Here is a 9,382-nt window from a genome sequence, read left to right on the forward strand (position 1 = left end):
CTAGTTCCCTAAGATGCTCGCGACGCCCCGTAGCGGAGGCCGTCCACGAGCAGGGCGAGCACGCGCTCGGTGTGCCCGTCGTCGTCCTGCGCCGGCAGGGTCACATTGGCCACGGCGCGCAGCAGGTCTTTGGGGTCGATGTCGGCGCGGATGCGGCCGGTGCGCGCCGCGGTGTCGAGCAGCCCGCCCAGCACGGGTACGAAACGCTCGTCGAAATAGGCGGGCAGACTGTCGTACGCCGGGTCGCCCGAGTGCAGGGCCGCGCTCAGTCCGCGTTTGGTGGCGATGAAGCCCGTGAAGCGGCGCAGCCACCCGGCGAGCGCGTCGACCGGTTCGTGCTCGGCCGCCAGCGAGGCGGCGGCATCGGCGCAGGCGTCCACCTCACGGCGGAACACGGCGGCGATGAGGTCCGCGCGCTGCGGGAAGTGACGGTAGAGGGTGCCCGCTCCGACACCTGCCCTGGCCGTGATCTCCCGGACGGGGGCGTCCACGCCGGAGGACGCGAACACCTCGGCCGCCGCGGCCAGCAGAGTGTCGATGCTGCGCTGCGCGTCCGCGCGTACACGTCGGCGCGGCTGCCCCTCGCCCTTCGGTTGCTCGTTCACGGTGTCCTCCTGTTGCGAAGCGGAACGGTGTTCCGTAACATCTCAGGCGGAACGCTGTTCCGTGTGCGTAAGGGTAGCCTGCCGCCGCGGACGACGGCCATGTCGTACGGCCCCCGACGGCACCGCACGCGGAGCGGGGCCGGGCGTGGCGGCCCGGCCCCGGTCATCTCCCGCGGTGGAGACGTTCGAGGTGGATGCGGGTGAAGACGTCCACCTTGGCGCGCAGGGCCCATGGGTCGACGGGCTTGCCGATGGAGTCCACGCCGCCCGCGGCGTAACCGCGCGCGGAGTCCACGGTGCCCATGGCCGTCAGGAAGATGAGAGGGATGTCGCGGTTGCGGTGCCGCCGTTTGATGTGGGCCGCCGTCTCGTAGCCGTCCATGCCCGGCATCTGGACGTCCAGGAGGATGACGGGTGTGGCACCGGCTCACCGGGCCGTGCCCGAACCGGCAGCCACCCGCAGGGTGCAGCGCCGGTGCAAGCCCGTCCGGCCCCACGTCCCGCGGTCCATGCGGACGCTCTTCGCCGTTGCCGGGCTCAGTGCCCGTGCCCGGCGAAGAGCCGGTCCGCCGGCCTTCCGGGTCTCCGCCGTACGGCCTCCGCCGTACGGCCGCTCTGCGCGGTCACGGTCACGGGATCACCACGTCATCACGTCACCGCGGCTCACGCCGTGGGTAGTGCAGGGCCCGCGTGCTGGCTCCGGTCCGGTCGGCCAGTACCCCGGCCACGCACCGGCCGCGCTGGCACGGGGCCCCGTGGCGGGATCAGACGGTGAGGACGAGCTTGCCCCGAAGATGGCCGCCGTCCAGCAGCCGGTGCGCGTCGGCGACGCGCTCGAACGGGAACGTCTCCTGCACATGGACCCGGAGCCTGCCCTCTTCCACGAGCTCGACGAGACCGCGCAGGGCGACCGGGTCGGGGTCGACCGCGATGCCGCTGAAGCGCATGCCCGCCGCCTCGTACGCGGCGATGAGTTCCGGGTCGTCCTCGGCGGTCGCCGTCACGAGGTGACCGCCTGGCCGCAGCACTCCCAGCGACCGCGCGGCGGTCTCGCCGCCTATCGTGTCGAGCACCAGATCGACGTCACCGACCGCCTCGGCGAAGTCGGCCGCCGTGTAGTCGATCACCTCGTCGGCGCCCAGCTCCTCGACGAACTCGCGCTTGCTCCTGCCGGCGGTCGTGATCACGTGCGCGCCGCGCGCTTTCGCGATCTGGATCGCGACATGGCCGACCCCGCCGCCACCGCCGTGGACCAGGACGCGGTCACCCTCGGTCACGCCGCCGAGGTCGACGAGGCCCTGCCACGCCGTCAGCCCGACGACCGGCAGAGCCGCCGCCTCGACGTGCGAGAGCGAGGCCGGCTTGCGTGCCAGGTGCAGCGCCGGCGCCGCCACCGCCTCGGCGTACGCGCTCGCCGCCCGCGGGAAGAGCGGCATCCCGAACACCTCGTCGCCGGGCCGGAACCGCCACGTCTTCGGCGCGTCCGCGACCACGCCGCTGATGTCCCAGCCGAGGACGAACGGAGGCCGGCCGATCAGCGGGAACTCGCCGGCGCGCAGGCGCGCCTCCAGCGGGTTCAGCCCGATCGCCCTGACGCGGACGAGGACCTCGGTCGGGAGGGGCTGCGGCTCGGGCGCCTCCACGATGGTGAGCACCTCGGGACCGCCGAACGTCTCCTGCGTGATGACTCGCATGACTCTCCTGGTACGGGAGGGGGAGGGGGGAAGTGGAAACCAGGCTAGGTTTCCGACAGGAACCGGCAGGTACCTTTGGCGCCATGAGCGGTTTCGGGCCCGGTGATCCCTTTCTCGCCGACTGTCCGGCACGTCTGGCGGTCGAGCTGATCGCCGACAAGTGGACGGTGGTCGTGCTCCACGGCGTCAGCAGGGGACCGGTGCGCCACGGCGAACTGGTCGAGCTGATCGGCGGCATCTCCCGCAAGGTGCTCACCCAGACGCTCCGCCTGCTGGAGGCGCACGGCCTCGTCCGCCGCCACGCCTACGCCGAGGTGCCGCCCCGTGTCGAGTACGAGCTGACCCCGCTCGGGACGACGCTGATCGAGCCGATCCGTGCGCTGACCGAGTGGGCGAGGGAGTACGGCGACGCGGTGCTCGACGCGCTCGACGCCGCTGCCGGGCCGGCCGCCCGGAACGACTGACGGGCGCGCCGCGGTACGGCTTCCGAGGGCCGGACGGCTCCCAAGAAGCTCTCCCCAGGGGGGGGCCGTGCACCACATGGTCGCGCCCCCCTGCACCCTGCTGCCCGCCTACGTGGAGGCCGAAGCCCAACGCATCGGCTGCGCCCCGAAGAAGGTCCCGTCGCCACGGAGGTGAGCACGCGTACAAGGGCGCCGTACCGAGGCCGGCGCGGCGCGCGGTGCGACGGTGCATCGCACCGCGGCGCCGCACTGTTCCTGCGTCCTCCGCCCGTTCCGGGGCCTCGCGCCGTGCCCGCCGGGTGCGGCACACTCGTGAGGACACCGAGCGCCGTCCGACCTCCGGTGGGGGAGGCCCTCCATGCCGCACCGCTACCGTGCTCTGCTGCTCGACTTCGCCGGGGTCCTGACCGTCGGCATCCGTGCCGCCCACGAGTCCTGGTGCGTCGCCCAGGGGCTGGCTCCCGACGCCTGGGAGGCGACGCTGGGCCGGCACCCCGACGGCCGCCGCTACTACCGGGCGCTGGAGATCGGAGCCATGACCCAGCGCGAGTGGAACCGGCGCACCGCCGCCCTCATGGGGCTCGCCGACCACGACAATCTGATGGGCCGGGCGTGGAGCGCGGTGCGGCCGGCCGAGGATGTGATCGGGCTGGCCCGCGACGCCCGCGCCGCCGGTCTGCGGATCGCGCTGCTGTCCAACAGCTTCGGCCTCGACCCGTACGACCCGTACGCGCACTGCGGTGTCTGGGACCTCGCCGACGTTCACGTCATCAGCGAGCGCGAGCGCGTGGCCAAACCCGATCCGGCCATCTACCGGCTCGCCCTCGACCGGCTGGGCGTGCCCGCCCATGAGTGCCTGTTCGTCGACGACAACCCCGTCAATCTGCCCCCGGCCCGCGCCCTGGGGATCACCACCATGCACGCCACCACTCAGCGGGAGACCGTAGCCCGCCTTTCGACGGCTCTGGGCCTCACAGACGGTGGGGACCGCATGTCCCCGTGAGGGCAGCCGTCGGCCGGAGGGCGGGAGCGTGCGGCTTCGTGCGGGGGCTCATCGGGTGCTGGCGGGCGCGGACGGTTCGTCCACGAGGGTCTTGCGGAAGCACACCCGGTGTTCGCCGGGTCCGTCGTAGTCGGTGTGCACCGGGAGCCCGTCGATTCTCCGGTCGCCCTCCTCCAGGGCGAAGCCCATGGCGCGGTGGAAGGCGAGGGACCCGGTGTTGCCCGGGGAGGTGATCGCGCGTACTTCGCGGCGCCCGGCCGCCGCCGCCCGCCGGAAGAACGCCGAGTACAGCTCGCGGGCCAGGCCGCGCCCGCGCAGCCGCGGGTCCACGCCGACGAAGTGGATGTAGGCAGAGCGCTCGTCGTCGGCGGAGTGGAAGCCGACGAGGAACGCCCTGATGCCCTGCTCGTCCTCCGCCACGAGGCTCGTCGTGGCGAAGAACTGGAGGAACAGCCGGGGCAGCAGGCGCGACAGCTCGCGGGCCTGCTCGGGTGTGCGCGAGTCGCCCCACCAGCGCTGTACGCACAGCACGAGCGTGCTGTGGTCGGACACGTGCGCCTGCCGCAGCTTCGGCAGGCTGTCTCCCGGTGACGGCATGTGGTCCCCCTCGGCGTCCGGCGGGCTACGGGGCGGTGCCCGCCGATCGTCTCACGCGCGCCGCGCCGGAATCCGCCCCGCGCACTGCGGCCCCGGCGCTCCACAGGCCGGAGCGGTTGAGCGACTGGGGGCAGTGCAGATAGATCTCGTCGATGTCCACGACGAGGGCCAGCAGCGGGTGCCGCCCCCTGGTGGTGAGGGCGTCGAAGAAGGGTGCGTCCCGGAGCACTTGGGCGCGGCCGTTGACGCGCAGCACCTCGGGGGAGCCGGGGACGAGGAAGAGCAGACCGACGTGCGGGTTCTCCAGGACGTTGTGGAAGCTGTCGGCCCGGCGGTTGCCGGGAAGGTCCGGCAGCACCAGCGTGCCGGCGTCGAGCACGTGGGCGAACCCGGGCTCACCGCCCCGGGGTGAGGCGTCGCAGTTGCCGTCTGCGTCGCAGGTGGCCAGCACACAGAACGGTGACCGCGCCAGGATGTCCGTATCGGCTTCCGTCAGCCGCTGGTGAACCTTGTCGATGACGAGCGGCATCGGCTGTCCGAGGAGATGGCGCAGGGTCTCGGGGGAGTCCACGGGGACGTGTTCGGCGCGGACGGGTGCGTCCGTCACTTGGCCGGGTACGGAAATGCGGTCGCGTGCGGGGGTGGTGCGGTCGGGTTCGGGAGTGCGGCCGGGCGGCGTGCGGTCCGGCACGGGCGGGTGGCCGGTCGCGCCGGTGCGGCCGTGCGCGGAGTGGTCGTCCGGGGCGAGCGCGGCCGTCCCGGTGGGGCGGCCGGTCGGTATCGGGTGGGGCACGGGCATGCTCCTGGTTCGTGTCCGCCGGGCCGGCCGGCAACGGCCGGTCGGCGACGAGGCGGACGGCTCAATCGTCGGTCGGGGGCATGGGCCTGCAAGCCGGATGCGGGGGAGGGGCGGCGCCCGGGGGCGCCGCCTCCTACCGCCGGCTCCGCAGGAGGAGGTGGAGGAAGTAGGGCGTGCCGACGAGGGCCGTCATGAGCCCCGCGCCGAGCTGGGCGGGGGCGATGACGGTGCGGCCGAGCAGGTCCGCGACGCCCACGAGCGACGCCCCCAGGAGCATCGCCACCGGCAGGCTGCGCACATGCCGCCGGCCCACCAGGGCGCGTGCGGCGTGCGGCGCCACGAGTCCCACGAAGCCGATCGTGCCCGCGGCGGCGACGGCCGTCGCGCTCAACAGCACGCTCACCACGAGGAAGCCGAAGCGTCCCCGGGCCGGTGCCAGTCCCAGGAGCCTGGGGGTGTCCTCGTCCAGCGAGACGAGGTCGAGTTCCGTCCGCCGGGCGAACGCGACGGCGGCCCCCGCGGCCAGCACGACGGCGAGCGGCAGCGCGTCGGTCAGGGTGCGCCCGTAGGTGGACCCCGACAGCCAGGTGAGTGCCTTCGTCGCGTTGAACGGGTCGGTGAGGACGATGAGCAGGCTGATGAGCGCGGTGGTCGCGGTGGACACCCCGACGCCGACGAGTACGAGCCGGTTCTGCCGGAATCCGCCCCGTGCCGCGAGGCCGAAGACGAGCAGCGCGGTGGCCGAGGCGCCGGCGAACGCCGCACCGGCGATGCCCCACGAACCGGCGGCCGGCACGGTCGTGACGGCCAGTACGGCGCCGAGCGCGGCCCCGCCGGACACCCCGAGGAGGCCGGGCTCGGCGAGCGGGTTGCGGGTAACGGCCTGCACCAGCGTGCCGGCCAGGGCGAGTGCCGCGCCGGCGAGGAGCGCGGCGAGTACCCGCGGGACACGGGTGTCGAGGACGAAGCCGACGGCCCGGCCCGCCCGCCCCTGCACCCAGTTGGCGACGTCGCCGAGCAGCAGCTTGCTGTCGCCCAGCAGTACGGCGGCGATCGTGACGCCGATCAGCACGGCCACGAGCACGGCCACGGTGACGAGGAAGACCGTTCTGCTCCGGATGCGGACGCGGTCCGCCGCCGCGGTGCCGCCGCCGTCCCGCACCCGCAGGGCCATGCCGACGAGGAAGACGGCACCGACCACGCTGGTGACGGCCCCGGTCGGCACCGCGACGGCGGACGCGGCGGGGACGACGGTGCGCAGCAGCACATCGGAGCCGAGGACGAGCGCGGCACCGGCCAGCCCGGCGACGGGCACGTACGCGCGTGCCCGGACGAACGCGCGGTGCCGGCGTGCGAGGGGACGCACGAGCGCCGGCGCGCACAGGCCCACGAAACCGATGGGCCCGGCGAGCGTGACCGCGGCGGCGGACAGCAGCGCGGCGAGTGCCACCGCGACCAGACGTGTCCTGCGGACCGGGACGCCGAGACCGCGTGCGGCGTCGTCCCCCAGCGCGAGTGCGTCGACGCGGTGGGCGATCAGCAGCAGTCCCAGCAGCCCGGCCAGCGCGAACGGCACCGTTTGCAGGACGGCGTCCGGCCCCGTCTGGCCGATGCTGCCCTGACTCCACTGGTAGAGGCCCTCGGTCCGCTCGGGGAAGAGCAGGATCAGCCCCTCGGTGACGGAGTTGAGGCCGAGCGCCAGCGCGCTGCCGGCGAGGACGAGCCGGACGGAGCCCACGGCCGGACCCGACAGGGCCATCACGAGGGCAGCCGCCGCCAGACCGCCGGCGAAGGCGACACCGGACGAGGCGAGGAACGGCACCGAGAGACCGGTGGTGGCCAGCAGTCCCAGGGCCAGGTAGGAGCCGGCGTTCACCGCGAGCGTGTCGGGCGCGGCCAGGACGTTGCGGCTGACGGCCTGCACGGCGGCGCCCGCCATGCCCAGACCGACGCCGACGAGGATGCCCGCGGCCATCCGCGGGAGCCGCGAGGCGACGACGACGGACGTGTCCTGCTGGTCGGCGTGGCCGGTGAGTGCTTTCCACACCTGGGCGGGGCCGACCGCGGCCGTGCCCTGGGTGATGTCGAGGACCGCGAGGGCGGCGACGAGCAGCACCAGTGCGGCCGTCACCGCGAACGCGCCTGCCGTGGAGCCGGCCGGTGCGGAGCGGGCGGGGGATGTTGCGGTGACGGCCACGGCGTCACTTCGTCAGTGCGTCGACGACGGCGTCGGCGTAGGCGCCCATGGAGGCGGGGCCGCCGAACAGCCAGATGCCCTCGGGCAGCCGGTGCACCTCGCCCTTCTTCACGAACGGCAGCGACTTCCAGGTGGCGTTCTTCTTCAGGTCGACGTTGAACGGGTCGCGGCTGTCCTCGGAGCCGGCGATGTACGCGAACTGGACGTCGCCGAGACGCGTGAGCCCCTCCACATCGGTGGAGGCGAGCCCGTAGTTCTTGTCGCCCTTGATCTTCCAGGCGTTCTTGAGGCCGAGTTCCTTGTTGACGGACCCGATGAGGGAGCCGTCGGTGTGGGGGCGGATGGTGACCTGGCTGGAGGCCACGTAGCCGTCGGCGAAGGCGATCCGGCTTCCGTCGAGACCGGCCTTCTCCAGGGCCTTCCTGCCCCGGGCGATCTTGGCGTCGAAGGTCTTCTTGACACCTTCCGCCCGCTTCTGCGTGCCGGTGGCCTCGGCGATCAGGTCGAGGTTGCGGTTCATCTGCCCCATCTGGTCGGAGGCGTCGGCGGACCGCACCGTCAGCACCGGGGCGATCTTGCGCAGCTGCTTGACCGCGGAGGACGGCAGATCGGTGGTCGTCACGATCAGATCGGGCGACAGGGAGGCGATGGTGTCCATGCTGGGCTCGCTGCGCGTCCCGATGTCCTTCGGGGAGTTCTTGAGCGGGGCGGCCGTGTTCCAGGTCTTGTACCCCTTCACGTCGGCGGCGCCGACGGGGGCGACGCCGAGCGAGACGAGGTCCTCGACGACGTTCCACTCGGTGCCCACGACCTTCTTGGCGGGGCCGTCCAGTTTCACCTTCGCGCCGGTGGCGTCGGTGAGGGAGATCTTCCCGGCGGAGCTGCCCTTGCCCAAGGAGGCGGACTCGGTCGTTCCGCAGCCGGCCAGGACGAGGGCTGCCGCGGTGGCGGCGGTCGCGGTGATCAGGAGGCGTCTCATGGGGTGGTGCTGTGCCTTTCGCTTCGCATGTGGTGGCGGCCGATGGCGCGGGTCCGCAGCCGGCCGGTCAGGGGGTCTGTGTCGACGTCGATCCGGATGCCGTAGGCGGCACTGAGCCGCTCGGGCGTCAGGACGTCGGCGGGGGCGCCCTCGGCGGTGATCCGCCCGGCGTGGAGCAGGGCGATCCGGTCGGCGACGGCCGCGGCCTGGTCGAGGTCGTGCAGGACGACGCCAACGGCGATCGCGTGGTCGTCGGCCAGATCGCGGATGAGGTCCAGCAGTTCGACCTGGTACCGCAGATCGAGGTAGGTCGTCGGCTCGTCGAGGAGCAGCACGCCGGTCTCCTGGGCGAGGCAGCCGGCGAGCCAGACGCGCTGGAGCTGGCCGCCGGACAGCTGTTCGGCACCGCGTGCGGCCAGCGCGTCGACGCCCGTCATGCGCAGGGCGCGGTCCACCGCGGCGCTGCCGTCGGGGTCCTGTCCGCCCCAGCGCCCCCGGTAGGGGTAGCGGCCGAAGCCGACGAGATCGCGGACGGTGAGGCCGCTCGGTGTGGGGCGGCTCTGGGTGAGCAGGGCGACGTGGCGTGCGAACTCCCGCGGGGAGAGGGTGAGTCCGTCGGTGCCGGAGCCGAGGGTCAGCGTGCCGCGCCGGGCGCGTTGCAGCCGCGCCACGGTGCGCAGGAGCGTCGATTTGCCGCTGCCGTTCGGGCCCACCAGTGCGGTGATCTCGCCGGGCCTGAGCGTGAGGGCGGCGTCGTGCACGACGTCGACGCCGTCGTACGCGACGGTCACCCCGTCGGCCGCCAGCGCGTGTCCTTGCAGCCGTGAAGCAGCGGCAGCATGATCCCCAAACATCATGCGTTTAGCTTAGCCTAACCTAAGTACACCGCTGTGCCGGGTCCGATACGCCCGTGAGAGCCCCTCACCCATGCGACCTGCGCGAAAGGGGGGGGGTGCCTCTATGTCTTTCGTCAAGCGGGGCGTGGGGTTCTGGGTTCGTAGAAGGTTCCGTCGCGGAGCATCGCGAACAGGACGTTGATCCGTT

Annotated in this window: 9 protein-coding genes and 1 pseudogene; 2 read left to right on the top strand and 8 right to left on the bottom strand. The window is 73.0% G+C overall.

Annotated elements, in window-relative coordinates; genetic code table 11:
• Window positions 1–8: 8 nt before the first annotated feature.
• The 3 genes and pseudogenes from IO40_RS0117440 to IO40_RS0117450 all read right to left on the bottom strand — a co-directional run bounded on the left by IO40_RS0117440 (window position 9) and on the right by IO40_RS0117450 (window position 2,299).
• A complete protein-coding gene (locus IO40_RS0117440; RefSeq protein ID WP_016471225.1) occupies window positions 9–605 on the bottom strand; it encodes a TetR/AcrR family transcriptional regulator in 597 nt (198 codons plus the stop codon).
• A 163-nt stretch (window positions 606–768) separates the two neighbouring features.
• Window positions 769–1,017, bottom strand: a pseudogene (locus IO40_RS0117445) (response regulator); the annotation flags it as partial.
• A 352-nt stretch (window positions 1,018–1,369) separates the two neighbouring features.
• Complete coding sequence (locus IO40_RS0117450) at window positions 1,370–2,299, bottom strand: NADP-dependent oxidoreductase (RefSeq protein ID WP_016471227.1); 930 nt, start codon at window positions 2,297–2,299, stop codon at window positions 1,370–1,372.
• A gap of 83 nt (window positions 2,300–2,382) precedes the next feature.
• Between IO40_RS0117450 and IO40_RS0117455 the strand changes: the two genes are divergently transcribed.
• Window positions 2,383–2,763: a winged helix-turn-helix transcriptional regulator gene (locus tag IO40_RS0117455; RefSeq protein WP_031175715.1), complete on the top strand. Its 381-nt coding sequence runs from the start codon at window positions 2,383–2,385 to the stop codon at window positions 2,761–2,763.
• Window positions 2,764–3,121: 358 nt separating this feature from the next.
• A complete protein-coding gene (locus IO40_RS0117460) occupies window positions 3,122–3,766 on the top strand; it encodes an HAD family hydrolase (protein ID WP_031175716.1) in 645 nt (214 codons plus the stop codon).
• A 48-nt stretch (window positions 3,767–3,814) separates the two neighbouring features.
• Here the strand turns inward: IO40_RS0117460 and IO40_RS0117465 are convergent, their stop codons facing one another.
• The 5 genes from IO40_RS0117465 to IO40_RS0117485 form a co-directional block, all read right to left on the bottom strand.
• Window positions 3,815–4,363 (bottom strand): GNAT family N-acetyltransferase, encoded by a 549-nt coding sequence (locus IO40_RS0117465; RefSeq protein ID WP_030405525.1) that lies wholly within the window; start codon window positions 4,361–4,363, stop codon window positions 3,815–3,817.
• A 25-nt stretch (window positions 4,364–4,388) separates the two neighbouring features.
• On the bottom strand, window positions 4,389–4,970 hold the full coding sequence (locus tag IO40_RS0117470) for an MSMEG_1061 family FMN-dependent PPOX-type flavoprotein (RefSeq protein ID WP_234336559.1): 582 nt from the start codon (window positions 4,968–4,970) through the stop codon (window positions 4,389–4,391).
• A 325-nt stretch (window positions 4,971–5,295) separates the two neighbouring features.
• Window positions 5,296–7,359 carry an iron ABC transporter permease gene (locus tag IO40_RS0117475; RefSeq protein ID WP_030405527.1) on the bottom strand — a complete coding sequence of 688 codons (2,064 nt, stop codon included), beginning with the start codon at window positions 7,357–7,359 and terminating at the stop codon, window positions 5,296–5,298.
• A 4-nt stretch (window positions 7,360–7,363) separates the two neighbouring features.
• Window positions 7,364–8,338 (bottom strand): ABC transporter substrate-binding protein, encoded by a 975-nt coding sequence (locus IO40_RS0117480; RefSeq protein ID WP_016471233.1) that lies wholly within the window; start codon window positions 8,336–8,338, stop codon window positions 7,364–7,366.
• On the bottom strand, window positions 8,335–9,195 hold the full coding sequence (locus IO40_RS0117485; protein ID WP_016471234.1) for an ABC transporter ATP-binding protein: 861 nt from the start codon (window positions 9,193–9,195) through the stop codon (window positions 8,335–8,337). Before IO40_RS0117485 ends, IO40_RS0117480 begins: the two co-directional genes overlap by 4 nt.
• Between the last annotated feature and the right edge of the window lie 187 nt (window positions 9,196–9,382).

This window comes from Streptomyces albus subsp. albus (assembly GCF_000725885.1).
In the GTDB taxonomy this organism is placed as follows: domain Bacteria; phylum Actinomycetota; class Actinomycetes; order Streptomycetales; family Streptomycetaceae; genus Streptomyces; species Streptomyces albus.